This window comes from Cryobacterium sp. Hh38 (assembly GCF_004403235.1).
GTDB lineage: Bacteria > Actinomycetota > Actinomycetes > Actinomycetales > Microbacteriaceae > Cryobacterium > Cryobacterium levicorallinum.
Genome location: NZ_SOHD01000008.1, coordinates 321,905 through 344,995 on the forward strand (window position 1 = coordinate 321,905; position 23,091 = coordinate 344,995).

Annotated in this window: 23 protein-coding genes and 1 pseudogene; 9 read left to right on the forward strand and 15 right to left on the reverse strand. The window is 63.4% G+C overall.

Annotation, left to right across the window (positions count from 1 at the left end; translation table 11 throughout):
* Positions 1–48: 48 nt before the first annotated feature.
* From E3T41_RS04835 to E3T41_RS04850, 4 genes are all read left to right on the forward strand, one after another.
* Positions 49–969, forward strand: coding sequence for an ACP S-malonyltransferase (locus E3T41_RS04835; RefSeq protein ID WP_092448660.1), 921 nt, complete (start codon positions 49–51; stop codon positions 967–969).
* Between the two features lie 17 nt (positions 970–986).
* Positions 987–1,991, forward strand: coding sequence for a beta-ketoacyl-ACP synthase III (locus tag E3T41_RS04840; RefSeq protein WP_092448661.1), 1,005 nt, complete (start codon positions 987–989; stop codon positions 1,989–1,991).
* A 59-nt stretch (positions 1,992–2,050) separates the two neighbouring features.
* Complete coding sequence (locus tag E3T41_RS04845; protein ID WP_092108059.1) at positions 2,051–2,299, forward strand: acyl carrier protein; 249 nt, start codon at positions 2,051–2,053, stop codon at positions 2,297–2,299.
* Positions 2,300–2,403: 104 nt separating this feature from the next.
* Entirely contained in the window at positions 2,404–3,639 is a 1,236-nt protein-coding gene (locus tag E3T41_RS04850; RefSeq protein ID WP_092448662.1) for a beta-ketoacyl synthase, read from the forward strand.
* Between the two features lie 151 nt (positions 3,640–3,790).
* Here E3T41_RS04850 and E3T41_RS04855 read toward each other — a convergent pair whose 3' ends face one another.
* The 8 genes and pseudogenes from E3T41_RS04855 to E3T41_RS04885 all read right to left on the reverse strand — a co-directional run bounded on the left by E3T41_RS04855 (position 3,791) and on the right by E3T41_RS04885 (position 11,487).
* A complete protein-coding gene (locus tag E3T41_RS04855; RefSeq protein ID WP_092448663.1) occupies positions 3,791–4,312 on the reverse strand; it encodes a DUF3145 domain-containing protein in 522 nt (173 codons plus the stop codon).
* A 617-nt stretch (positions 4,313–4,929) separates the two neighbouring features.
* Complete coding sequence (locus E3T41_RS04860) at positions 4,930–6,801, reverse strand: bifunctional 3'-5' exonuclease/DNA polymerase (RefSeq protein WP_241991031.1); 1,872 nt, start codon at positions 6,799–6,801, stop codon at positions 4,930–4,932.
* Positions 6,802–6,912: 111 nt separating this feature from the next.
* Positions 6,913–7,413: a hypothetical protein gene (locus E3T41_RS04865; RefSeq protein ID WP_134477524.1), complete on the reverse strand. Its 501-nt coding sequence runs from the start codon at positions 7,411–7,413 to the stop codon at positions 6,913–6,915.
* Between the two features lie 724 nt (positions 7,414–8,137).
* Positions 8,138–8,530 carry a hypothetical protein gene (locus E3T41_RS18115; protein WP_174775278.1) on the reverse strand — a complete coding sequence of 131 codons (393 nt, stop codon included), beginning with the start codon at positions 8,528–8,530 and terminating at the stop codon, positions 8,138–8,140.
* Between the two features lie 48 nt (positions 8,531–8,578).
* A complete protein-coding gene (locus E3T41_RS18120) occupies positions 8,579–9,151 on the reverse strand; it encodes a hypothetical protein (RefSeq protein WP_174775279.1) in 573 nt (190 codons plus the stop codon).
* Between the two features lie 637 nt (positions 9,152–9,788).
* Positions 9,789–10,268, reverse strand: a pseudogene (locus tag E3T41_RS04875) (recombinase family protein); the annotation flags it as partial.
* A gap of 535 nt (positions 10,269–10,803) precedes the next feature.
* Positions 10,804–11,097 carry a putative quinol monooxygenase gene (locus tag E3T41_RS04880; protein WP_092448665.1) on the reverse strand — a complete coding sequence of 98 codons (294 nt, stop codon included), beginning with the start codon at positions 11,095–11,097 and terminating at the stop codon, positions 10,804–10,806.
* A gap of 33 nt (positions 11,098–11,130) precedes the next feature.
* Entirely contained in the window at positions 11,131–11,487 is a 357-nt protein-coding gene (locus E3T41_RS04885) for a DsrE family protein (protein WP_092448666.1), read from the reverse strand.
* A gap of 71 nt (positions 11,488–11,558) precedes the next feature.
* Between E3T41_RS04885 and E3T41_RS18820 the strand changes: the two genes are divergently transcribed.
* On the forward strand, positions 11,559–12,113 hold the full coding sequence (locus E3T41_RS18820; protein ID WP_092448667.1) for a TetR/AcrR family transcriptional regulator: 555 nt from the start codon (positions 11,559–11,561) through the stop codon (positions 12,111–12,113).
* Between the two features lie 212 nt (positions 12,114–12,325).
* Here E3T41_RS18820 and E3T41_RS04895 read toward each other — a convergent pair whose 3' ends face one another.
* Both E3T41_RS04895 and E3T41_RS04900 read right to left on the reverse strand, forming a co-directional pair.
* Positions 12,326–13,687 (reverse strand): NAD(P)/FAD-dependent oxidoreductase, encoded by a 1,362-nt coding sequence (locus tag E3T41_RS04895; protein WP_134477526.1) that lies wholly within the window; start codon positions 13,685–13,687, stop codon positions 12,326–12,328.
* On the reverse strand, positions 13,684–13,983 hold the full coding sequence (locus E3T41_RS04900) for a thioredoxin family protein (RefSeq protein ID WP_092448669.1): 300 nt from the start codon (positions 13,981–13,983) through the stop codon (positions 13,684–13,686). Before E3T41_RS04900 ends, E3T41_RS04895 begins: the two co-directional genes overlap by 4 nt.
* 54 nt (positions 13,984–14,037) lie before the next feature.
* Between E3T41_RS04900 and E3T41_RS04905 the strand changes: the two genes are divergently transcribed.
* Positions 14,038–14,442 carry a heavy metal-responsive transcriptional regulator gene (locus E3T41_RS04905; protein WP_092448670.1) on the forward strand — a complete coding sequence of 135 codons (405 nt, stop codon included), beginning with the start codon at positions 14,038–14,040 and terminating at the stop codon, positions 14,440–14,442.
* A gap of 704 nt (positions 14,443–15,146) precedes the next feature.
* Here E3T41_RS04905 and E3T41_RS04910 read toward each other — a convergent pair.
* Positions 15,147–15,512 (reverse strand): hypothetical protein, encoded by a 366-nt coding sequence (locus tag E3T41_RS04910; RefSeq protein ID WP_134477528.1) that lies wholly within the window; start codon positions 15,510–15,512, stop codon positions 15,147–15,149.
* 184 nt (positions 15,513–15,696) lie between these two features.
* Here E3T41_RS04910 and E3T41_RS04915 point away from each other — a divergent pair, with 184 nt between their 5' ends.
* The 3 genes from E3T41_RS04915 (at position 15,697) to E3T41_RS04925 (ending at position 16,855) form a co-directional block, all read left to right on the forward strand.
* Entirely contained in the window at positions 15,697–16,320 is a 624-nt protein-coding gene (locus E3T41_RS04915; RefSeq protein ID WP_241991032.1) for a GNAT family N-acetyltransferase, read from the forward strand.
* 74 nt (positions 16,321–16,394) lie between these two features.
* Positions 16,395–16,598 carry a type II toxin-antitoxin system Phd/YefM family antitoxin gene (locus E3T41_RS04920; RefSeq protein WP_277871285.1) on the forward strand — a complete coding sequence of 68 codons (204 nt, stop codon included), beginning with the start codon at positions 16,395–16,397 and terminating at the stop codon, positions 16,596–16,598.
* Entirely contained in the window at positions 16,595–16,855 is a 261-nt protein-coding gene (locus E3T41_RS04925) for a Txe/YoeB family addiction module toxin (protein ID WP_092448674.1), read from the forward strand. Before E3T41_RS04920 ends, E3T41_RS04925 begins: the two co-directional genes overlap by 4 nt.
* A gap of 917 nt (positions 16,856–17,772) precedes the next feature.
* Here the strand turns inward: E3T41_RS04925 and E3T41_RS04930 are convergent.
* From E3T41_RS04930 to E3T41_RS04945, 4 genes are read right to left on the reverse strand one after another with little or no spacing between them, the layout of a single operon-like run.
* Entirely contained in the window at positions 17,773–19,146 is a 1,374-nt protein-coding gene (locus E3T41_RS04930) for an L-serine ammonia-lyase (protein WP_134477530.1), read from the reverse strand.
* The gene (locus E3T41_RS04935) at positions 19,137–19,799 is read right to left on the reverse strand and encodes a sarcosine oxidase subunit gamma (RefSeq protein ID WP_104132529.1); all 663 of its coding nucleotides are present in this window, start codon (positions 19,797–19,799) and stop codon (positions 19,137–19,139) included. Before E3T41_RS04935 ends, E3T41_RS04930 begins: the two co-directional genes overlap by 10 nt.
* Entirely contained in the window at positions 19,792–22,740 is a 2,949-nt protein-coding gene (locus tag E3T41_RS04940) for a 2Fe-2S iron-sulfur cluster-binding protein (RefSeq protein ID WP_092448678.1), read from the reverse strand. The genes E3T41_RS04935 and E3T41_RS04940 overlap by 8 nt, the downstream gene beginning before the upstream one ends.
* A complete protein-coding gene (locus tag E3T41_RS04945; protein ID WP_092448679.1) occupies positions 22,737–23,084 on the reverse strand; it encodes a sarcosine oxidase subunit delta in 348 nt (115 codons plus the stop codon). The genes E3T41_RS04940 and E3T41_RS04945 overlap by 4 nt, the downstream gene beginning before the upstream one ends.
* Positions 23,085–23,091: the final 7 nt, after the last annotated feature.

The following is a 23,091-nucleotide window of genomic DNA, read 5'->3' on the forward strand; positions in this document are numbered from 1 at the left end:
GTGTGATCTGCACACTCATTCGCGCTGCCAGATTGGAAGACTAATTAAGTGATCGTTGTCGTCTGCCCGGGTCAGGGCTCCCAAACCCCCGGATTCCTCGAACCCTGGCTAGCTATGCCGGCCTTCAGTGCCGGCCTCCGCCAAATTTCCGAAGACGCTGGACTCGACCTCGTCGCCCACGGCACCCTCAGCGACGCCGACACGATCCGCGACACTGCGATCGCCCAGCCCCTAATCGTCGCCGCCGGCATCCTTACCCTCGAGGCCCTGCTCACGGATGGACGCCGCGACCGCATTGCCGGTATCGCCGGACACTCGGTCGGCGAACTCACCGCGGCTGCCGGCGCCGGCATCCTCAGCAACGCCGAGGCGGTGCACTTTGTCCGGGAACGCGGCCTGGCCATGCAGGCGGCTTCCTCGCTGGTACCCACGGGCATGAGCGCCGTCATCGGGGCCGACGAAACCGAGCTGCTGGCCCGGGTCGCCGAGCTCGGTCTGGAACCGGCCAACTTCAACGGCAGCGGCCAAATCGTCGTCGCCGGTGCCCTCGACGCCCTCGACGCCCTCGCCGAGACTCCCCCGCACCGCGCCAGGGTCATCCCGCTTCAGGTCGCCGGTGCATTCCACACTCGCTATATGCAACCGGCCGTCGAGCGGATGACCGTAGTCGCCGACTCGCTCAGCCCCGCCAATCCGACCCTCCCGATCTGGACCAACCGCGACGGCGACCGGGTGAGTGAGGGCATCCGTTTTGTGAAGCTACTCGTCGGTCAAGTGTCCTCGCCGGTACGGTGGGACAAGTGCATGGAGACTTTCGCTGCGGCGGGAGTCACCGGAATCATCGAGCTCGCACCCGCCGGCGCCCTCGTCGGTCTCGCCAAACGCGGCCTGAAAGGCGTCCCGAGTGTCGCCATCAAGACCCCGGACGACCTGCCCGCGGCCTGGGCCATGATCGACCAGCAGTCCTGAATGTTATGAGAGAGACAATGCCAAAGCCCACACTCCAGCAGTCCCACGGACCGCAGTACACCCGCATTCTGTCCGTCGGCGCCGCCCGCGGCGAACACCTCGTGCCCAACGACGACCTGGTCGAAGCGATCGATTCGTCTGACGAGTGGATTCAGCAGCGCACCGGCATCATCACGCGTGCTCGGGCCGGCCAGGACATCGATGCCGTCGATCTGGCAACGGATGCCGCCCGCGAGGCCATCGAGAGAAGCGGCATCGACCCAGCCCTCATCGACGCCGTGATCGTCGCGACCATCAGCAACAGCCGCCAGACCCCGTCGATCGCTGCCGTCGTCGCCGATCGGGTCGGCACCAACCCGGCCGCCGCTTACGACATCAACGCGGCCTGCGCCGGTTATGCCTACGCCGTCGCCCAGGCCGATGCGCTGATTCGCACCGGGGCCGCGCACTATGCACTCGTTATCGGTGCCGAGAAGCTCTCCGAACTCGTTGACCCGACCGACCGCAGCATTTCGTTCCTGCTCGGCGACGGTGCCGGCGCTATCGTGATCGGCCCGAGCGACTACCCGGGTATCTCCACCACGGTGTGGGGCTCCGACGGATCCAAAGCAGACGCGATTCACATGAATCACACCCTTCAGGAGTACCGTCGCGGCGAGGCCGACTGGCCAACCCTGCGTCAGCAAGGGCAAACCGTCTTTCGTTGGGCCGTCTGGGACATGGCCAAGGTGGCCAAGAAAGCCCTCGAAGTAGCCGGAATCGAGAGCGCCGACCTTGCCGCGTTCATTCCCCACCAGGCCAACATGCGCATCATCGACGAGTTCGCCAAGCAGCTCAAGCTGCCTGAGTCCGTGGTCATCGCGCGTGATGTCGCTAACACGGGCAACACGTCATCCGCTTCGATTCCGCTCGCCACGCACCGTCTGCTCGAGGAACACCCCGAGCTCAGCGGCGGCCTCGCTCTGCAGATCGGCTTTGGTGCCGGACTCGTGTTCGGTGCGCAAGTCGTTGTGCTGCCCTAACCAACCCACCCCCTAAACTAGGTCTCGGTCAACCGAGACACCCCTCAAGGAGAAAAAACATGGCACTGTCCACCGAAGAAGTTCTGACCGGCCTGGCCGAGCTCATCAACGACGAGACCGGAATTGCAACCGACACGGTTGAGCTCGGCAAGTCGTTCACCGATGACCTCGACATCGACTCCATCTCGATGATGACCATTGTCGTCAACGCAGAAGAGAAGTTCGACGTGAAGATCCCCGATGAAGAGGTCAAGAACCTCAAGACCGTCGGCGACGCCGTTGAGTTCATCGTGAAGGCACAGGACTAGGCCCGATCCTGAACCAGGTCGGCCGGAAATCGGCCGACCTGTTCATTGGGCTGGTGGCAGATCGCGCCGGCCCACACGTTTGTCGTTCCATGGAGAGTTGACTTATGACCAAGAAAATCGTTATCACCGGAATCGGTGCCACTACGCCGCTGGGCGGCACGGCGGTCGACACCTGGACGGCCCTTCTGGCCGGCGAATCGGGCGCTACCACCCTCGAACAAGCCTGGGTCGCCGAAACGGCGATCCCCGTAACTTTTGCCGCACAGGCCCGCGTGAAGACCGCGGATGTGCTGCAGCGCTTTGAGGTCAAACGCCTTGACCCGTCCAGCCAGTTCGCCCTCATCGCCGGGCGCGAAGCCTGGGCGGATGCCGGCGCCCCCGAGGTGGAGCCGGAACGCCTGGCCGTGGACTGGGCCACCGGAATCGGTGGAGTCTGGACTCTGCTCGACGCCTGGGACACCCTGCGCGAACGCGGCCCCCGTCGCGTGCTGCCGATGACCGTGCCGATGCTCATGCCGAACGGCCCGGGAGCGGCCATCGGAATGGACCTGCACGCCCGGGCCGGCATCACCACCGTGGTCTCCGCCTGTGCCTCCAGTACCGAGGCTTTGGTCAACGCCTACAACCGTCTGCAGGCTGGATTGGCCGACATCGTCATCGCCGGCGGCTCTGAGGCCGCGATCCACCCGCTGCCCATCGCATCCTTCGCGGCGATGCACGCCCTGTCGACGCGCAATGACGACCCGGCAACCGCGAGCCGCCCCTACGACGTCACCCGCGACGGATTCGTGCTCGGTGAGGGCGCTGCCGCACTCGTCATCGAAACCGAAGAGCACGCCAAGGCACGTGGCGCACACATCTACGCCGAACTGGTCGGTGGCGTAGTCAACAGCGATGCTTACCACGTGACGGCGCCGGACCCCGAGGGGACCGCAGCCGCCCGTGCGATGGTGTCGACCGTTCAGAACGCCGGCGCCTCGCTCGCCGACGTCTCGCACATCAACGCCCACGCCACCAGTACCCCGGTCGGCGACATTGCCGAATACAACGCCCTCAAGCGCGTCTTCGGAGATCTGCTCGACGGCATCCCGGTGTCGGCCACCAAGGCGTCGACCGGTCATCTGCTTGGTGGTGCCGGCGCCCTCGAGGCGTTCTTCACGGTCAAGGCCCTCGCTGAGCGCACCGCGCCACCAACGATCAACCTCACGTCGCAGGACCCGGAAATTCCCCTCGACGTAGTGACGACGCCGCGCGCACTGCCGGCCGGAGACCTGCTCGCCCTGAGCAATTCCTTCGGCTTCGGCGGTCACAACGCCGTCGTCGCGTTCCGCTCGGTCTAGTTTTGCGCGAATAGAGAATGACCCCGTCCAGCTGGACGGGGTCATTTCTGTCGGGCGGTTCAGGTGACTTCGTTATCTTGCCGCCGGGTAAAGTCACCGGTCGACAGGCCGCGCCACTACCGGCGAACCACACGTTGCGCGGCCTGGCGGTTCAACCCACCTGGTGCAGCCAGACCACCGCGTTCAGGTCGCTCGCCTGCCGGAATGGTTCCAACTCGTCGTCCCAGGATTGCCCGAGGGCGAGCCGCAACTCGCGGTGCAGGTCGATTGCATTGGCGCCGGCGTTGTCCATAGCAGAGCGGATGCGGTCCTCCGGCACGACAATGTTGCCCACGCTGTCCGTCTGGGCATGAAAAATGCCCAGACCCGGTGTGTGCAGCCAACGGCCGCCATCCGTTCCCCGCCCGGCATCTTCGGTCACTTCGAAGCGCAGGTGCTCCCAGCCTCTCAGGCTAGAAGCGAGAACAGCGCCGGTGCCTGGGGCGCCCTGCCAGTAATATTCAGCCCGCTGGGATCCGGGCAGCGCGGGCTGCTCAGACCATTCGAAGTTCACCGCCTCGCCGAGCGCACGCCCAGCGGCCCACTCGACGTGCGGACACAAGGCGCGCGGAGAAGAGTGCACAAAAAGCACCCCCCGCGCGATCGGCGCCCGACGGTTCTGTTTTGCGTCCATCGCGTTTCTCCGTTCTGTAGGTGCGTCTTCCCCAACGACCTCGGAACGACCGGACTCCCAACCTGAAGCTGTGAGCACGATGGTGGATGTGAAATTGTGCGGCAGTCGCGTTCACCCCTATGGAGATCCCGTGCAGTCGATAGCGCCATTATGCCCCAGGGAGCTATGGATTGACAAGCGTGTGCGGGCATTACGACCTGATGATCGCGAGTGGCAGATCCGCCTTGGGCCGCGTGCCCGAACTCGGGCCGAACCTGTGCACGACACGAAATGTGAACCATGTCCTTCAAGAATGTTCGTACGACTCCTTTTGCCGTCTCCATCACTTCCGCAATTTCTTCACCGACGGCGCCGCCGTCACCATCCGCAAGGGCGCCTAGGCCGCAGGACTCACCTCCCGGCTAGCTCCCACCAAGAATTTCCTCGCAGGAAACCAGGCGGACCCCACGTGCACACAGCCCGCGGGGCCCGCCCTTTTGCGTGCCTCCCCCGCAGATCGGTTGCGTTGATCGACTTAGCCTCGTATGCCGGGCTTGGACCCAGCCTGTTGAGATTTCGACCGACGGGATGGGCGCGTCCCGTGGGCCTGGTCACGTCGGTGCGCTGGTGGTCTCGCCCTATTTGGCCTGGGCGTAGTTGTCGACGGTCGCAACCGTGAGCATGAAATCGACCGGAAAGTCGCCGAAGAGAAGCCGACCGGCGGTTTCGGCGGCCGTGACGATGATCTTCGCCACGACCTCCGCCTGGGCTGCCAACGTGTGCACGATGACCTCGTCGTGCAGAAAGAACACCAGGTGCGGCGCGTAATCGAAGGGCGCGCGTGCCCGCCCTGGTGCCGCGGGACGCGCGGCCGACGCAGCCAGGCCGGGCCCAGCATCCGCTCGTCTGAGTGCGCTGGTCGCACCGGCACCGGCACCGGACGCCGGGAGGGCGGCAAGTTCTCGGCGAATCTCGGCCATCCAGCACAGCGCCCATTCCGCGGCGCTGCCCTGAACGATGAAGTTTCGGGTGAAGCGGCCCCAGTCCCTCGCCTGGCTGCGGGCCCGGCGCTCATCGGTCGCTGTGGCCGCCGGATCGTACGCCTGGGCTTGCACCTCATGCCAACCCTGCCCGGGTACCGGCGACGACCGCCCCAGCCGGGTGGTGACGACTTCGCCTCGCTCGCCGGCCCGGGCCGCCAACTCTGTCAGGGCGATCGCCCGCGGGTAGGCACGCGCCAGGCGCGGCAACAGCCGACCGCTCTCCCCCGTCGTGGCGCCATACATAGCTCCGAGCATGGCGACCTTGGCATGATCGCGCGTCTCCACGACGCCGCTCGCAACGATTCCGGCATAGAGGTCGGTTCCACGCCCGGCCGTAGCCATTCGCTCGTCCTGGGCCAACGCGGCGAGAATGCGCGGCTCCAACTGGGCGGCATCGGCGACGACGAGTTTCCAGCCGTCATCGGCGACCACCGCGCCGCGAATCTGTCTGGGCAGCTGCAACGCTCCCCCGCCGCGCGTCGCCCAGCGGCCGGTCACCACGCCTCCCGGCACGTAGTCGGGGTGGAATCGACCGTTGACGACCCAGGACTCCATCCAGGTCCAGCCGTTGGCGCTGAGCAACCGGGAAAGCTTCTTGTACTGCAACAGGGGCTCAATCACCGGATGCTCGAGCTTCTTCAACTCCCAGCCCCTGGTCGAGGTCACGGCCAGTCCCGCGCGTTGCAGGGCCTTGAACAGTTCCTGCGGCGAGTCCGGGTTGAGGGCATCATCATCCAGTTCCAGCCGGATCCGCTGGGCGAGCAGTTCAAGACGGTCCGGTCGCACACCCGGCAGGGCGCGGGGTCCCAGCTCCCGCGTCAGCAGATGATTGTGCACGTCGGTGCGCCACGGAAGCCCAGCGAAGCGCATTTCGGCGGCCACGAGCGCGCCCGCCGATTCCGCAGCGAGCAGCAGGCGCAACCGGCCCGGTTCGGCAGCGGATGCCACGGCGTCGAGTTGACGGCGGAACTCACGCCCGGACGTCGATTCGGAGGCGCGAGAATCGGGGCCAGGTTCGGTGCCACCAGAGTCGCCGGTGCCGTCAGCGGCGTGGTCGGCGAGATCGTCACCGCCATGGTCATCGTCGACATCAAACTCGAACAGGGTCGCCCGGAGCTCGATCTGATCGGCTGTCACCGCTCTCGCTGCGTCCCAGCGATCCGGCGCGGCGAGGGCCAGTTCGCTCAACTGGGTCAGGGCGGAATTCTTGAGGATCACGTGGCACAGGCGCAGATCGTGGCAGCGCTCCACCCGGATTCCGGCACTGAGCAGCAGCGGATAGGTGTGGCCGGTGTCGTCCCAGACCCACCGCGGGCGGCCTTCAATGGCCCAGGATTCCCTGGCGGCCACAAACGTTCGAAATTCGTCCAGACTCAGCCGGCGCGGCGGTTGCAGCGAAGCTCCGGCCTCATCGCGGGGTTCGACGACCAGGTCGCCACCGCCCGCCTGCCGCACCAGTACATACACCCTTCTATTCTGCCCGATTCAGCGTGGCGGACCTGTTCACGGCGCCGGGCAGAACGGCACCGTACCCATCGGCTTCGAGGTGCCGATGGGTACGGTGGTTGTGCGTTCCGTCTAGCCGGCGATCTTGTCGCCGCTGGGTGCCACCACCCACCAGACGTCGCCGACAGCCTGACCGGTGGTGTCACCGGCCGCCGCATCGCCAGCCCAGTAGTAAAGAGGGAGACCGTTCAGGGTGACCTGCTTGGTGCCATCCGTTCGGGTGATCACGCCAACGGTACCGGTGACTCCGTCGACCGTCGGGGTGTCCGATTCCGCGACGACCGGCGGCCACTTAACGAGACAGTCACCCTCGCAGGTACTCTCACCGGAGTCGGCGACGTCCTTGTCGAACACGTACAGAGTCATGCCTTTGCTGTCGACGACGATCGTGCCGAGGTCGCTGTCGGCCGTCGCGAGTGTCGCGTCGGCGGCCGGTTCGGCTACTTCGCTTGACGAGCTCGACTCGTCTGCCGCCGGCGGCGTCGCGCCCTGCGAGCATCCGGTCAGTGCGAGAACGCTGATCGCCAGCGCCCCGACGACAGGCCCGACCTTGAGCCATATTTTGCTGTTCATGATTGCTTCCTTTTCTCGGTGCACTGCTTTGAAATGGTGCGTGATTGAGCGGTGCGTGATCACGTGGTGCGTAACGAGGGGCTACGTGAATTAAAACGAGATGCCATGCCGATTGGTTCAGCCCGGCAGAGCATATCCACTGAATCGATATCAGGCCGCAATCTTGAAGTCTGCGCCGACATAGGAACGCGGGTGTGCCGATAACCTGACGGCCCTTTTCCGAAGTGCCACAAGTTGGTCCTGTTCGGCAGCGGTCAGATTGGTCACGGCAGAGGAGATCGGCCAGAAGTCGACCTCGTCGAGATGTGCGTTCGGCAGAAGCATTCGCTTGATGTGACAGCGGAGCTTTCAGCCATCGCAGGAACGTGCCGCGAATCGTTTCTGATGTTTCCACCAGAATAAACAGGGACAAGTTTTACCAAATGTCGAGCATGAAAGCGGCGCGAGGTGAGTCGGGCCGTGCCGGTCGGCTGCGCGATCGCTGCGTGGCGCGCGGCCTCCAGATCGTCGCCGGCCTTTGCTGCTTTTGCTGGGCAGCTTTTTTACTTTGCTGCAGTTGGCGATCATGGTCTTCCTTTCGCCAGCAGATCTATGCCCCAATTTAGGCGGGTGCAAGCGGATGTAGGCGCTGCATCCGGGCTGGTCAACTTCTTCGATAAAATACGACGCCGGGTCTCGGCGTTCTCGTCGCCTGGCGCGCCGACCCGAGAAGATCGCCGATAGGTCAAAGAGAGGATTCTGATCGCGGAATACCTGAGCTCGCTCCCCGGTTTTGCCCACGCTGAGAGAAGGTGGCTTTTGGAGCCAGCTGGAATTCAACCCACAACGGAAAGTGGTCAGAGATCCGCCAGGAGACCTCGGTGGGTGTCAGGCTGCCGAGCAGGTGTGGCAGAAAGTTGAACGAACCCGCCCGCAGGGTGTAGGTCAGGGAGGTCAGCAGGGATTTTCCGTCTGAGTCCGAGAACCATGCGATCTGGTCATAGAAGTGCCTTGAGGTGTCGTTGTCGAACACCGTTCGTGGGATGTCATTCAGCTCGGTCGGAGGCCACAGCCCGGTCGATACAAATGCATCAAACAGCGGGTCACCAATGCGGTCGAGGTTGAAATCGCCCAGCACGAGAAGGTTTTGGTTCCATCGGTCGGTCCGATCCGCCCAGGCACGCATCTACTCCGCGAACGCCGTGATCTCCGGCAGCCGCGCAGTCGGGTCAGCCCCCCAGATGACGTGCACGGTGGTCAATGTGAATTCAGCTGAGCCGCGCACAAAAGTGGCGGCGTACGGCGTTCGGGCGAACTGTTCGGCCGGCCCGTCGACCTTTGCTGGCAGCACGATCTCACCCACCAGTCCCGAAGGCTGCACCCGAGTCGAGTCATACAGAAACGTCAACCGTTCTCCGTTTCCTAGGCCGCCCTCGGTGACGTCGGAGACGACCACTCTCCAGTCATCTCCGAGCAATTCGAGCAGAAATTGCAGGGCGGTTGTGTTGCGACGCACTTCTTGAACTGCCATCACATCAAAGCAGGTCACGACCGCAGCGATGCACGCGAGGGAGTACCAGTCCCGCTTGGGAGTATCCCCCGGTTCGGCGTGCCACTTGGCTGTGAGATCCCCCAATGCCCGAAGGTTCCAGGTCGCGATCAGTAGATCGGCGGGGTGCTTCGGCGGCACCACTGCGGCCAGCGCTGCTCTGAAAGCGATCAGGTTTTCCGCCACGTCGGGCGGCATTGTTGTCGTCATGATTTGTGAACCAAACTGCCCTGCCCACACGGATGGGCCGTACGGCACTCAGAAATGGAAATCTGAAAAGATCAGATCTCCGCACACTCACGTACGTAAGGTGGCGGCCGCCGCCGGGAACGGTACTTTATCGAACTGGTGGCGACCGCATCTGCGCACCACTCGCCGGCTTTGCGCAACCAGTTCAGGACCTACCCCGGAGCCGTGTCGGCGGCCTCGAGAGCGAACGCGAGGACCGATCCATCCATCCATACAGCTCGGAGCCGACAATATGCGCATGGGCATGCTCGTCGCTGGACGCCGGCACCGTGTTATCCGAGCGCGCGTGCACGATCAGCGTCGGGCACGTGACGCGATCCAGCGATGCCGGAGTGAACGGACGGAAGTCGTTCTCCAAGCCCCGCCGACGTCGCTTCGCACCGAGCGACGCGCGAAGCGTCGCCTCCAGCTGCGCTGTGTGGCCGGGGATCGCCGCGAGCAGCGCAGCGCGATCGGACGCGACCACCTTGGTCTGGCTGCCCAATACGCGGAACAGTGCAGTGAGCGTCGGACTGGTCGCGTGGGTCAGCACCAGATCGGCGCAATGGTGAGGGTGTCCCGGGCTGCGAGGCGCGCTGCCCTCTGCGAATTCGGGCTTCTCCTGTGCTTTGAAAAGCTTGGACCGTTTGCCTCGTAGGCGGCCCTTGGCTTTGGCTACGGCCATCCCTTCCCGGGTTTGTGCGCGGATCAGGTCGGCTTCGAGTTCCGCGACCATGGCCAGGACGTTAAAGAGGAGCCGGCCGACGGTATCGGTGGGGTCGTGAATGGAGCCTCCGATGCTGAGCTTGACTTCGCGGCGGGTGAGTTCGTCGACAACGTCCTTTGCGTCGCGCAGGGTACGGGCCAGTCGGTCCTGTTTGGTCACGACCAGGGTGTCACCGTCCCGGCAGGCGGCTAGTGCTTCCCTGAGTCCGGGTCGTGCCCGGTTGGCGCCGGTCAGGCCTTGGACGGTGAACGTCTTCTCTGGCGTCACGCCATGAGCGGCCCGGGCGTTTCGCAGGGCGGTGAGGTCCTGGTCGTTGGTGGATACGCGCGCGTAGCCTATTAGCATGCCGGACCTGCTTCTAGCAGGTACCATTTACCCCTTTTGACCGGGCATTTTCTCGGGCGGGGCTCACGGGAATCGGGCGTACGCGGAACCATGCGCGTGGGTGTCATTTGCCGTACTTGGCTGCACAAATTTCAGCACTCGTTTGCACTGGCCATTCTGCCGGCATCGACCGTCGCTGCCATCCCGGATGGGGAACGTCTTGCGGGACGCTTAGCCGGGAATGCCCTGGCGTCCCGGTGCGGCTCAGGGGCGCGTACGCGTATTTCCGATGGCGGTAAGGACTCCATCAACGGATGCACCGGCAGTGCATACGAGGAACGTGATCGCGTTGGTCCAGCCAGCAGGGCCGGCCATCACAAAACCTTGACCGCCTGCACGCTGCCCGTTACAGGCTCGCCGCAACGGCCACTAGGCCAACAAGTCGTGAGCCTGCTCGGGGTCTCCGCCCTTGGACCCGCGCCTGCATCAGGCGTCGGCGCCGTGCAGGCTCCACGTCCGTGACACGCGACACACAACGGCGCAGAACCGAGGTCTACCTCAGGTCTGCGCCGCATGGCGTGATTTAGATGTCGGTGGCGATCTCGAACTGCGAGACCTGCGGGGCGCTGACGAGGAGTGAGCCGAGCTCGGTCGCACCCGCGCCGGCGCGCCAGGCACGGTAGGCCGAGTCGGCTTCGGCGGAGGCCCATCGCTCCAGCAGGATCAGGTGGGAGGAATCTTCGGCATCGACCAGGACGTCGACACCGAGGCAGCCGTCAAATGCCCGGGTGCCGGTGAGGATATCTCTCAGCATGGCCGGTGCATTGGCGACAGCCTCTGCTTTCAGACGAAGGTCGAGTAAAACGGTGAGTGCCATGGATGCTCCGATCAGGTGGGGTTGGTGCAGCGTCTAGAAGCTGAGGATCTGGTAGCCCTGAACGACCAGGTTGCGTGTGCTCGCTTCGCCCTTGTAGTCGGTGAGTAATGGCCATCCGCCGGTCTCGATCGGGTCGGAGACTCCGTGGGAGTTGACGCAGAAACCGCAGGCACCCAGGATGTTGTCCTGAAGCGCGACGGCGAGCGGGTTCATCTTGTGCTTGGGGTCGGAGATGGCGGCGAGAGACTCAACGCCGGAGCCGTCAAAGACCACCACGACCTCATCGCCGGCCTCCTTGAATTCGAGGGCGGTCTTGAGGCCGCGGTAAACGCGTGAGGTGTCGGAGCCGATGGGCTCGTAGATGACAACGGCGATCTTGAGTTCAGACATAAACATGTACCTCCTAGGTAGACCGATCTGGCCACTGCTAACTATACCGATCTGTCTGGTATTGTCCAATCATGGGATCCACGACTACCGCTGCGACACGGAGCGCCCGGGAACGCCTGCTGGCATCCGCGGCTCAGCTGTTTCAGGAACGCGGCATCAACGCGACCGGAATCGACCTCGTCGTTCGCAACGCAGGAGTAGCAAAGGCCAGCCTGTACAACAACTTCGCGAGCAAGGAAGCGCTCGTCGTGGCCTATCTGGAACAAGAGTTGGACGGCTGGGTTCAGCACTCGCGCTCCCTGGACGACCCGTTCGGCGCGCGCCCGGAGCGCGTGGCTGCCCTGTTCGAAGCGCTAGCGGTCTCAGTCGAATCCCACACCTTTCACGGCTGCCCGTTCACCAACGCGGTGATCGAGCTGCCCGAGTGCGTCAGCGTGCGCCGGGTAGCCGAACACTACCGTGAAGTCGTTCGCGCCCACCTCGCTTCCATCGCCGGCGAGGACCCAACCTCCACCTTGGTGTCTCGACTCTTTCTGCTCTACGACGCGGCCATCACGGCCGCTAAAGTGGGCCGCGACGCAGGCCTCGTGCGCCAGGCCAGCACCATGGCACAAGAACTCGTCTAAAACTCAGCTTCCAGGGAAGCGATCAATGAAGACATCAGCTGCGTTGCGGGCATTCGAGCTCAACACCCGACCGGTGCACCCGCCCTCCCGGGTGGCGCCCGACCAACGCTGGGAGGAAGCGACCTCAGAACGCCACCAAGTAGCGCCAAAGACCACATACACGCATTGATGAGCGTGGAAGCTCCATGGACGGTCGTCTGCGGAGACCTGGGTCAGAGCATGGAGCCAAGGTCGGAACCGACGGACGGATATGTCGCGGTCGCCGATTTTAGTTGTCGGGTGGTTAGGCCCAGCTTGATTGCGAGGCCGAAGATGTTGATCACTTCCGAGTAGCCGGGGCCGAGCAAATGTGCGCCGAGAATCTGATCGGTTGCTGTATCAATGATGACCTTCGTCGCCGCGACGGTCTCACCGACTCGGTAATTGGCGTACCAACTGCTGGTGTCGTTGTAGCGCACAGCGATATCACGGCCATCACGCACAGCTTCGTGCTCGAGCATGCCGACGCGGTTCAGTTCCGGGATCGTGAACACCGTGGTGGGGACGCCGGCATAGTCCGGCACGGTCATCGTGCCCTTGAGCATGTTGGATGCTGCCACCTTGCCCTCAAAAACGGCGACGGGCGTGAGGCGTTCTCCGGGAGTGTCGGCGGCGTCGCCGGCGGCGAAGACCGACGGATTACTGCGGCTTTGCAGGTGTCCGAACACATCGATCCCCTTCGGGCCCCAGGCAATGTTTGCCGCCGCCAGATCCAGGCCGTCGATGTTGGGCACCCGGCCTGCGCCGTGCACCACCAGATCTGTCTCGACGACGGTCATGACGCCGTGCTGCTCGACGCTCACTTGAAGCCCCGTAGCGGTGCGCGCCACTGCACTAACTGAGGTGCTGTGCTTGACGCGGATGCCGGCTTGCTCACTGCGCTGCACGAGCAGATCGACGAGATCGGGGTCGAACGCGCGTAACGGCCGCGCCCCGTGATCGATGACCACGCAGTCCACACCCGCGCGGGCTGCGATGTGGGCGAACTCGAAGGAGACGAACCCGCCCCCGACGAATACGATCCGGCCGGGAAGCTCCTCGAGGTTGAGAAAGTCGGTGCTATCGATGAGGTGCTCGTGTCCGGGGAAGTCGAGGGGGCGCGGTCGGGCACCAGTCGCTATGAGAAACCGCTTCGCCTGGTGCCGCACGCCGTTGATTTCGAGGTGATGGGGCCCGGTGAAGTGAGCGGCACCGTGAAAAGTGCTCACACCGTTGCGCAGAAGTTCGTCTTCCAAGCTCTGAGGAACACCGTCGGTGAAACCGCGCTTGTGACGCATCAACGCCGCCCAGTCCAGCGTGAGCTCATTCTCGCTGATGCCTTTGCCCTGCATCAGATGGGCGGAGTCGATCACTTCCGCTCCCCGACGGAGAATCTTTTTCGGGTCACACCCGCGCAGCGCACACGTGCCCCCGTACGGCAGGGCATCAACGATCCCCACGCGCCATCCCTGTGCAGCGCACCTATTGGCTGCTGTGGTGCCGGCCATTCCGGCCCCGATCACAAACAGGTCGTATTCCTCAAACGTGTCGCTCATGCTGTGGTGATCGCATCGCGCAGTTGCTCCAGAGTCGGGGCGCCGGCCAATCCTGTCGGGGTCGTGTAGATGCGGCAGGCCATTCCCACCGGCGCTGCCGGGTCAGGAAAAAGGTCTGTTCCCCCCACCAGAATGCTCGGGGATCCCCGAAAATTGATTGCCTCTGCGTCTTCCAGATTCTCGACCAACCGCCGGGTCACGACGGTGCCGGGGCGTTCGACTGCGATCACCGCTAGCCGCTCAGCGGCAATTTTCCAGTTCGGGCACCCATCGAAGTACTGCAACGCAATATCCATGCCCTTACCGTAGACGTTGCACTATGGTGCAAGGTCAAGTGGTGGAATGGGACTATGCAAATTAGAGACCTGGCCATCGCGAGCGGCGCAACCGCACAGACCATACGGTTTTATGAGCGGCGCGGTCTGTTGGATCCCGCAGAACGTGCGGGGAACGGTTACCGCCGATACAACGAAGCGGCCCTCTCGCGCCTGCAATTCATTCGGTCTGCCAAGACGGCTGGTTTAACCTTGTCCGAAATTGGCAGCATCATCACGGTGAGAGAAGCAGGCGAGGTGCCGTGCGGGCACGTTTTAGACCTTCTCGCGGGGAAACTTTCGAATGTGCACCGCCGCCAACAAGAACTTGTACTTCTTGAAACAGAGCTGCAACACCTCATTGACGGGACCCAGCATCTCGATCCGGGCGATTGCGAAGCGGGCAGTGTCTGTCACCTCTTCACCCAAGCTCACCATTAGCGCACAACGTTCATTCACGCCATTAATCGGTGCGAATTCACCGCCATTTACCGCTGCAATTTAGACGTGGAACCATGCGGACTGTCTTCGGCACATTGCCGAGGGACACAAGGGGGACTACAGCAAAATTGGTGCTCCCTCGGGCAAGAGCTGGGACACTTTCGCGAAGTGGTGCATCGGGCAAACTCTTGGTTCTCCGTCGAGTGCGACGTATCAAAAGTCCAACGCCACTTACCTGTTCCAAGCGCCGGTTCAGATTTGGAGCAACGGGACCCTTCAGAAGGCTTATGAGAACCGAGTGTCAGTACGCACAAGCGACCGGGTCGTCGTGACCTCATACATTTCTTGAGCTTAGAATTAGAGATCATGCCTACTTCGGTCTCGAGCGCTAAACTCCTTGATGAACTTTTCTACTACCTCGACGAGTTCACTCCGCCCATCTTTAGCGCCAATCGTTCGCTCACTGTCGTGTCGGTTTCAGCGCCGGACGCCAGTGAACAATCGCCGGTCTTGATTTCCGCTAGTGAGTTCTCATCGCTCTACAGTGAGCTCCTTTCATCCGCGGTAGACGATCCGGCTCCGGTCTCACTTCGAGTAAGGGCCTTCCGTCTGTTTTCGGTCTTGCTCCAGGAAGCAGCGTGGGACCTGTCGGACCCAGGTTCGCGAGGCTACAGACTAGCTAAAGGCAAGTTCATCCCCTGGGACTAGAGCTTGATCAGTGTCACACCGCACGCGAACGTCAGAAGCCCGTGTGAGGCAGTAAGTCTTGTACCGGGCAAAGAAAGCACACAATTCGGCCGGTCGCTGCCGTTACTGGTGAGCAAGAAATTGGAGGCCGCTGCAGTTGCGGCGGCATGGACGTGTCGGTCGTGGGCATCAGAGCCGTGGAATGCGATGGACCCGTCAAAGTCGGCGATAATCTCGTCAAGGTTCTCGACGACGTCATCGTCGAGACGACGGGTGATGTTTCCGTCGAGTTCAGGCTTCACGCCCCGTCGAGCACGAACTATTTTGATGACGACGTCAATCGTTGCGTGGAGCTGGAACAACTGCTGCGTCTTGTTGAGCATGAGGAAGAGCCAGTTACGCGTCGTTCAACTCAGCAAGACATTGGCGTCGACAAAGACTCCTTGAAGCATGAGCCTCAGAGTATCGGTTGAGCAACAGCCACTACTTGTGTCCCGGTCCAGGTTCGGCTACCGGGACACAGTGTGTGCCGCGCGGTCGGGCCAGTCACGATGAGATGCTAGTTCTGTGGAATTGAACCAGGGCACCGATGCGCAAGCCGTTTTCATCCGCCCCTACGGTCAAGCGGATGCCGCAAACACATTGGCAATAATCCTTGCTGCGGTGACCGAGACCGCTGCCACCGACTACTCGCCGGAGCAGATTCAGGCGTGGGCTCGGCCAGAAGCGCGAGATCTGCCCACCTGGCATGCGTCGATGCAGGAGCGGAACAGTTACGTGGCCACCGTGGATGGTGCACCAGCAGGCTTCTCCGATGTGAACCCTGCTGGGTATATCGACATGCTGTTCGTTGCCCCTCGATACCAGCGACAAGGGGTAGCACGACAACTGATCGGACGCGTTGAGGTCCACGCGCGTCAGGCGCAGCTGACAGAACTGATAGCCGACGTCAGCATCACAGCCCGCCCCTTCTTCGAGCGCCACGGCTTCACCGTCGAGGTAGAACAGCACTCGGTGATGGGCGGCGTGTCGCTGACCAATTACAAGATGAAAAAGAAGCTCCTCGACAGCGCGGTGTGCCTGAGCGGGCAGCTTGTCTGCCACACTCAGGAAGAGGCGAACACTGTCCGGGATCACCTACCCACGGCACCTTGCCCTGACCCGCGCCGAACCGGGATGCTGTTCGTTTAACGTCACCCCGACGAGCGATCCGCTGGTGTGGCAGGTCGAGGAGTGCTTCGAGCACGCAGCTTTTTTCAAGGCTCATCCAGCAGGTCAACGATGACCACACCGTTGTCGAGGTCGCCTCCCGGCACGGAAACTCGGTGATCATGTCGAAAGACGACTACGACGCGATAACCGAAACTGCCTACCTGCTTCGGAACCCTGCGAAGGCCGAGCGGCTGCTCACGGCGATCGAGCGGGTGCGACGCGGAGAGTTCAAGCAGCACGACCTGACAACCGAGTGAGTCGGACTGTCGCCTTCGACCCGAATGGGTGGGACGACTACATCTACTGGCAAACCCAGGACCGCAAGACTCTGAGGCGCATCAACCAGCTAGTCAGCGACGCGTTGAGCGATCCGTTCGCGGGGAGAGGCAAACCTGAGCCCCTCAAGCACCTCCTTGCCGGCGAGTGGTCCCGCCGCATCGACGACACGAATCGGCTGGTCTACTACGTCACGGATGACCACATCATCATCCTGCAAGCTCGCGACCGCTACTGACCCGAGGTCTACGTGTCCTGCAAGAGGTCTCCCTGTGACACGGCTCGACCATCGGAATGACTGCTGGCGGTCTCTGGGTTCGGTTCTCCCGTTGCTGAGTTGCCTGGCCCGACAACACGATGATGCGGTCGATCTCGAGCGCATCGAGTAGCGCTGCCATGCCGCCGCCCGGCAGCGCAAAGGTCTGCCCCGTCGCAAGCGGTGTTCCCAGGTACCCAGGCATGCTTGGAGCGATGATTCGGAACCCGTTCACGAGCAGGTACTCGACCGCCACGAGCCCTTGATCCCACCCGCCGAGGGTGCCGTAGATGGCGAGAATCGGCTCGCCCCTGCCTCGCTCGGCGAACTCAACCGGTCCCGATCCCGTTGAAACGGTTCGCGGGATTTCCGCCAGGCACGCGCGGAAGTCTTTGGACGAGGGCGATCTCAGCGCGGTGGCCATGACCCACTATCGCTTCGACGGCGTGCGTGGTCAATGGCGCGAAATTTCGCGCGTGCAATTTCAGAGCGGATGCTGGCCCGCGCTCCCGACACAGGCTCGCGCTCATCCGTGGCGAGCGCACTATTCGCCCGGGCGCCGTCGAGTGTCACCGCCGTGGCCTCGACGGTTGACCGAACGCTATCCTCGACGGCATGACGCGAGACGGCCCATCCGAGTATGAAACAGACAGGGATGGCCTTCGCCTCCTGGCCGACAGTCGGCAGCGGACAGCCGACAGCGGACAGCCGACAGCCGACAGCCGACAGCTAATCAGGGCCAGCCCTGACCGCATCCTCGCCGGAGCCGACTCGATCACCGCACTGGTACATGCACCTCGATCGAGACGAGCGCCATCGCGTCGCTCAAATCACTGTGCAACATACCGGCACGGTGCCCGTCATCGTCGGGATCGGCACCGGGCGGAGAGGATGCTCCTTCAGCATTCGATCACGTTCACCGCGAGGCCACCTCGAGACGTCTCCTTGTACTTGGTCATCATGTCGGCACCGGTGTCCCGCATGGTCTTGATCGCTTTGTCGAGTGACACCTTGTGGCTGCCGTCTCCGTGGAGGGCGAGGCGGGCAGCGTTGATGGCTTTCACGCTGGCAATAGCGTTGCGCTCGATGCACGGGATCTGCACGAGCCCGCCCACGGGATCGCAGGTCAGGCCCAAATTGTGTTCGATTCCGATTTCCGCAGCGTTCTCCGCCTGGATGGGAGTTCCTCCCAGCGCTTCGCAAAGGGCGCCGGCGGCCATGGAACAGGCCGCGCCGACTTCGCCCTGGCACCCGACTTCCGCGCCTGAGATGGACGCATTCAGCTTGAACAGGATTCCAATCGCCGCGGCCGTCAGCAGGAAACGCACGACACCGTCGTCGTCGGCCCCCGGGACGAACTTCACGTAGTAGTGCAGCACGGCTGGGATGATCCCGGCCGCCCCGTTGGTGGGCGCCGTGACGATCCGCCCACCGGCCGCATTTTCCTCGTTGACGGCCAGCGCAAAGAGATTCACCCATTCCATCGCCCGCAGGGGGTCGGTGGTGTCCTCCGGCGCCTGCAGCGCGCGGAACAGCCCCGGTGCCCGGCGCGTGACCTGCAGGCCACCAGGCAGAATACCGTCGCCAGCACATCCGTTGGCCACGCACGTCTGCATGACGGACCAAATGTTCAGCAGCTTCGTGCGTAGCTCGATCTCCGTGTGCCAGGTGCGCTCGTTGGCCAGCATCACGTCGGAGATGCCGAGTCCCTCCCGGGCGCAGATTGCCAGCAGTTCATCGGCCGTCGTAAACGGATGCGGCAGGACAGTTTCATCCACAACCACACGATCCGCACCCACGGCATCCTCATCCACGACGAAGCCTCCACCGACGGAGTAGTAGGTGCGCTCCCGCACCACGCCACCATCGTGGCTCATGACCCGAAAGATCATGCCGTTCGGGTGTGCGGGCAATGATTTGCGCCGATGTAGGAGCACGTCCTCGGTGAAGTTGAAGTCAATGCCGTGCCGACCGGCCAGCATCAACCGTGCGTCGAGTGCGGCCGCCGCCACCTGGTCGTCGGCCGTTGCCGTGTCCACGGTTTCCGGGTCCAGGCCCTGGAGCCCGAGAACCACAGCCTTGTCCGAGCCATGGCCACGGCCGGTCGCGCCCAGCGAGCCGAACAGCTCCGCCTGAACCCGCACGATTCCGTCGAGCAGACCGTCCCGAGCCAGACCCTCGGCGAAGCGTTTCGCCGCGCGCATCGGACCCACCGTGTGGGAGGACGAGGGCCCGATGCCCACGGAGAAAAGGTCCAACACGCTCAATGCCATGTCGTGCTCTCCGCTACCGTGAACTCGCGCATACCGTCCAGGAGCCAGCGGCCCAGGTAATCGGCAAATGATGCCCGAGGGAATACGCGGAACGTTTCGTTGTCAGTTTTCCACAGGACGACCGGAACGTTGCCGATCACGGTGGCGATTGCCACGCCGGTCGAGAAGGCGCGGGGATGCAAGTCGGCCGCGCAGCTCTTCTCCAACACTGCCCGGGCGGAGGGTCCGGCCAGTTCGAACGTCGTGCGGTTGCTGGAGAGATCGACGGTTTGTCCGGCTCCATCGCCGAGGGCCGCCACTAGCTCGGCAGCGAGTGTGCCGTCAAGTGCCTCCTCCTCGGCAACCAGCAGAAACTCGTCCGGCCCCAGCCACAGCACGGCCATTCCGGCGACCCCTGTGGTCACCTGCCCACACGCGGTCGGCAGCCCTCCGGTGACGGCGCCGATGCGGCGACCACCCTCGGAGAGCGGGTCGACACGGATGCCCACCATGACTTGGAACGGGATCTCCCGGAGGGAGACCCGAGCCTCGGCCGACGCGGTTTCAGCGAATTCCGCCCAAAGATGTTCCGCGGGACTGTGGCGACGCGCCGTCAGGTGCGTTTGTTGGACATCCGTTATTTGAGCATCCGTGCTTTCAATCGTGTTAACCATCTCGGCGCTTCCCTTCGGCATCAAAAAGTACTGTTTCCCCAACGACGACGTCCACGCGCTCTGTTCCGAAGACGGCCACCAGGTGTTCCCCGATCCGGTCTCGACCGTTCGTGATCAGCGCGAGCCCGAAGGACCGGCCCAGGGCAGCACTATGATAACTCGACGTCACAAAACCCTGCATCGGAACGGGTCCGACTGCGGGGGTGATGGGCACACCGTGGTCGATGAGTTGGGTACCTTCCGGCAACCGGATCGTCCCATCCGTGGGCATTACGCTCACCAGGTGTTTCCGGCCCTCCGAGCGCACACCGGCACGCTCGTATGAGCGTTTGCCGATGAAGTCCTTGACCTTGGACACCACCCACTCCATGCCCGCATCCTGCGGGGTGACGGTACCGTCGGTGTCCTGGCCGACGATCGGGTATCCCTTTTCTGCGCGCAACACGTGCATGGTTTCCGTACCGTATGGGGTGATCTTGAACTCTGCGCCGGCCTCGGTCACGTCTTCCCAAGTCTGCAGCCCGTACCAGGCCGGAACGTTGATCTCGTAAGCCAGCTCACCGGAGAAGGAGATTCGGCAGATTCGAGCAGCAACGCCGGAGGCGAGCACCGTTTCGCGGAACGTCATAAAAGGGAAGGCCTCGGTAGACAGATCAAGCCCCGGCGCCAGCTTGCCGAGCACCGCACGGGACTTCGGCCCGACGACGGCGATCGTGGTCCATTGCTCCGTCACTGACGTGCAGCTCACGTCCAGCTCCGGCCACTCGGTCTGCAGCCATTCCTCGAGCCAGTCCAGCACCTTCGCTGCACCGCCGGTTGTGGTGGTCATGAAGTAGCGGTCGTCATCCAGTCGAAGCGTCACGCCGTCGTCGAAGATCATGCCGTCGGGGGTGCACATGACGCCGTAACGGGCCGAGCCGGGCGCGAGCTTCTTGAAGGCATTGGTGTAAATGCGGTTGAGAAACTCCCCGGCTCCGGTGCCGCGGATTTCAATCTTGCCCAGAGTCGTGGCATCCATGTAGCCCACAGAGTCGCGCACAGCCGCGCATTCGCGCAGCACGGCAGCGTCCATGTCCTCGCCCGCAAGCGGGTAGTACCACGGACGTTTCCACTGGCCGACGTCCTCGAACAGCGCACCGCGCTGTTCATGCCAGGTGTGGATGGACGTCCGGCGAGCGGCGTCAAACAGGTCCCCGCGCTTTCGACCGGCCAAGGCCACGAACGACACCGGCGTGAACGGAGCACGGTACGTCGTGGTGCCGATCGAGCCGATGTCGGCGTCAACGGCGGTGCCCTGTCGGCGAAAAGCAGCAGCAATGACGCCGATCGCGTTCACACCAGAGGTCTTTCCCTGGTCATTGGCGGTGCTGATAGAGGTATAGCGCTTGATGTGCTCCACGCTGCGGAGCCCCGCCCCCGTAGACCGCCAGACATCGGCCACGCTTTGGTCGCGTTGAAAATCGACGAAGTGATGGTTCCAGTCTGACGTCGTCCCTTTGGTTCCGCCGACCAGCCAGAGGGCACGGGTCGGCGCGACGGGCTGCGCCGGACGAGCGGGACGGGCCAACGTGGCGATGGCAGCAGCTACGGCCGCTCCCGTGGAGAATCCGGCGTTGACAGCGGCAATCGCTCCCGCGGATACACCCTCGGCGATACAGTCGGCCAGTGCATAGCTCCCCCGCGCTGCACCGACGACCTGCTGGTCGCGAACCACCGTCGACGGTACGAATCCGACGAGATCCTGGTCCCAACGCACCTTGCCCTGGGCCTGACTGTGCAGGTGTACCACGGGGCTCCAACCGCCGGAGACTGCCAGGAGGTCAGCCTTGAATTCCTCAATGCCACCCACCGGCGCACCGTCGTCGTCGATCCGGGCGACCGAGACCCGCGCCAGGCGCTGCTCACCCACGGTGTCAACCACAGCACTGCCGTAGAGAACGCGTACGCCCGTTTTGGCCGCCACGAGCGCTGCGAGCGCCGACGGCGCTGGCCGAGCGTCGACTACCGCTGCCACCTCTATACCCACCGCACACAGGTCGGACGCGAGCAGGTATGCGCTGTCGTTTGTGGTCCCGATCACGACGCGGGAGCCCGCTGCCACACCGTACCGGTTGAGGTACGTGCGGGCAGCAGACGCCAGCATGATGCCGGGGCGGTCGTTGTTTTCGAAGACGATCGGTCGTTCGTGCGCGCCGGTCGCCAGCACCACCTGGTTCGCACGGATGTGCCAGATGCGGAGGTGCGAGACGCCGTCGGCCGGGGCCGTCTGCAGATGGTCGGTACGGTTCTCGACGGCGATGAGGAAGTTGCTGTCGTAGGAGCCGAACACCGTCGTGCGGCACAGGATCGTGCACTCGGGGATGCTGGCAAGTTCGGCTCTGATGTCGGCGACCCACTCGAGGGCATCGACGCCGGCTACCTGCTCATCACGGCCGGAAAGCAGTGTTCCGCCCAGCTCGGGCTGGTCGTCGATGAGGATTATGCGGGCGCCAGTGCGGGCCGCCTCCCGTGCCGCTGCCAGCCCGGCTGGACCGCCGCCGACCACAAGAACGTCGGTGTGAACATACTTCTTGTCGTAAACCGCTTCGTCATCGCTCGGGTCAAGCTGACCCAAGCCGGACAGGAATTCAGCCTCAAGACCGTCAACCAGCTCCACGGTCGTGGCTGGGAGCATAGATTCGGCGACGTGGCCGGGGAATCGTCCCGCCACCTTGACCAGCGCATTGGGCTCCTCCACGCCAGCAGACATGATGCCGCGCGGTCGGTTCCCATACAGAGAATTGCCAACCGACACGCGGCCTGCGGCGAGCAGCGCGGAGGCCAGAGTATCGCCAGGATGGCCGGCGTACCCGACGCCGTCCACGATGAAGTTGAAAACCGTACCGCGGTCAATGCGTCCGCCATGGCTGAGCCGATTGGATTGAGTGTGCTGACCGGTCATAGCTGGACTCCTTCCGGTGTTCCTTGGCGGGTAGTACTCATGCCCATACCGGTCGTGGGTTGCGACGTCCGCAGGGCTGGCGGCTCCTGGCCAATGCGATAGACGGCCGTGATGTCATAGCTCACGGTGTCCCGGAGCATATTGAACCACTTTCGGCATCCCGCACTGTGCACCCATCGCTCCGCAAAGAGCCCTTTCGTGTTCTGGCGGTAGAAGAGGTACTCCGCCCACTCCCGGTCGGTGAGTTCTGCCGGATGCTCGGGGTAGGCCACGTGGGCTTGTCCCCCATAGTGAAATTCGGTTTCGTTGCGCGGCCCGCAGTTGGGGCATGGAAACAGCAGCATGGCGTGC

Bases quoted from the DNA above. Each gene is read 5' to 3' on its own strand.
- E3T41_RS04930 (WP_134477530.1), bottom strand. From the start codon at position 19,146: ATGGCATTGAGCGTGTTGGACCTTTTCTCCGTGGGCATCGGGCCCTCG.
- E3T41_RS04845 (WP_092108059.1), top strand. From the start codon at position 2,051: ATGGCACTGTCCACCGAAGAAGTTCTGACCGGCCTGGCCGAGCTCATC.
- E3T41_RS04905 (WP_092448670.1), top strand. From the start codon at position 14,038: ATGCAAATTAGAGACCTGGCCATCGCGAGCGGCGCAACCGCACAGACC.
- E3T41_RS04850 (WP_092448662.1), top strand. From the start codon at position 2,404: ATGACCAAGAAAATCGTTATCACCGGAATCGGTGCCACTACGCCGCTG.
- E3T41_RS04935 (WP_104132529.1), bottom strand. From the start codon at position 19,799: ATGGTTAACACGATTGAAAGCACGGATGCTCAAATAACGGATGTCCAA.
- E3T41_RS04945 (WP_092448679.1), bottom strand. From the start codon at position 23,084: ATGCTGCTGTTTCCATGCCCCAACTGCGGGCCGCGCAACGAAACCGAA.
- E3T41_RS18820 (WP_092448667.1), top strand. From the start codon at position 11,559: ATGGGATCCACGACTACCGCTGCGACACGGAGCGCCCGGGAACGCCTG.
- E3T41_RS04940 (WP_092448678.1), bottom strand. From the start codon at position 22,740: ATGACCGGTCAGCACACTCAATCCAATCGGCTCAGCCATGGCGGACGC.
- E3T41_RS04865 (WP_134477524.1), bottom strand. From the start codon at position 7,413: ATGAACAGCAAAATATGGCTCAAGGTCGGGCCTGTCGTCGGGGCGCTG.
- E3T41_RS04840 (WP_092448661.1), top strand. From the start codon at position 987: ATGCCAAAGCCCACACTCCAGCAGTCCCACGGACCGCAGTACACCCGC.
- E3T41_RS18120 (WP_174775279.1), bottom strand. From the start codon at position 9,151: ATGACGACAACAATGCCGCCCGACGTGGCGGAAAACCTGATCGCTTTC.
- E3T41_RS04855 (WP_092448663.1), bottom strand. From the start codon at position 4,312: ATGGACGCAAAACAGAACCGTCGGGCGCCGATCGCGCGGGGGGTGCTT.
- E3T41_RS04885 (WP_092448666.1), bottom strand. From the start codon at position 11,487: ATGTCTGAACTCAAGATCGCCGTTGTCATCTACGAGCCCATCGGCTCC.
- E3T41_RS04910 (WP_134477528.1), bottom strand. From the start codon at position 15,512: ATGCTCAACAAGACGCAGCAGTTGTTCCAGCTCCACGCAACGATTGAC.
- E3T41_RS04895 (WP_134477526.1), bottom strand. From the start codon at position 13,687: ATGAGCGACACGTTTGAGGAATACGACCTGTTTGTGATCGGGGCCGGA.
- E3T41_RS04880 (WP_092448665.1), bottom strand. From the start codon at position 11,097: ATGGCACTCACCGTTTTACTCGACCTTCGTCTGAAAGCAGAGGCTGTC.
- E3T41_RS04900 (WP_092448669.1), bottom strand. From the start codon at position 13,983: ATGGATATTGCGTTGCAGTACTTCGATGGGTGCCCGAACTGGAAAATT.